At 34.7% G+C, this 472-nt stretch carries 2 protein-coding genes; both read right to left on the bottom strand.

The genetic code is table 11. From position 1 onward, the window contains the following. Positions 1–248, bottom strand: a 248-nt coding sequence (locus KH893_RS11940) for an amidase family protein (protein WP_281166296.1), incomplete at its 3' end; no start/stop codon positions are given. A 1-nt stretch (position 249) separates the two neighbouring features. Further along, positions 250–472 (bottom strand): Asp-tRNA(Asn)/Glu-tRNA(Gln) amidotransferase subunit GatC (gene gatC / locus KH893_RS11935; protein WP_281166295.1); only part of this gene is annotated, 223 nt, incomplete at its 5' end.

The following is a 472-nucleotide window of genomic DNA, read 5'->3' as shown; positions in this document are numbered from 1 at the left end:
GTAATAATATTGTCTTTAATTGCAAAAGGAATACCGGACAGAATATTATTAGCATCGATTCCGGCTGCATCGACTTCAGCAGCTCGTTTTAGAGCACCCTGATCATCAATCGTGATAAAAGCATTAATTTCACTTTGAGAGCTTTTCGACTTATTAAGGGCTTCTTTTGTTAGTTCGGTTGAAGAAATTTCTTTATCGACTAATTTTTTGTGCAAACTTGTTAAATTTTCCTTAAAAAAATCAGTCATTTTAGCTTTCCTCGTCAATAATTGCTGGAACTTTAATCTGGCCATCCTGGGTTTCAGGCGCATTAGCCAATAATTCATTCTTTTGATTAGATTTAACGGCAACATCTTCTCTTAGAACGTTGATATTATCAGAAACAGTATAGGTTGGTTTAACGCCGTCGGTATCAACTTCGTTTAATGTTTCTATTAAATCCAAAATATTAGCTAACTGGCCAGTCAAAAGA

Origin of the sequence: Liquorilactobacillus sicerae (genome assembly GCF_029916425.1) — a bacterium.
Taxonomy (GTDB): domain Bacteria; phylum Bacillota; class Bacilli; order Lactobacillales; family Lactobacillaceae; genus Liquorilactobacillus; species Liquorilactobacillus sicerae.
The sequence above is the reverse complement of the archived record's forward strand: the minus strand, read 5'-3'. Positions and strand labels throughout refer to the sequence as shown.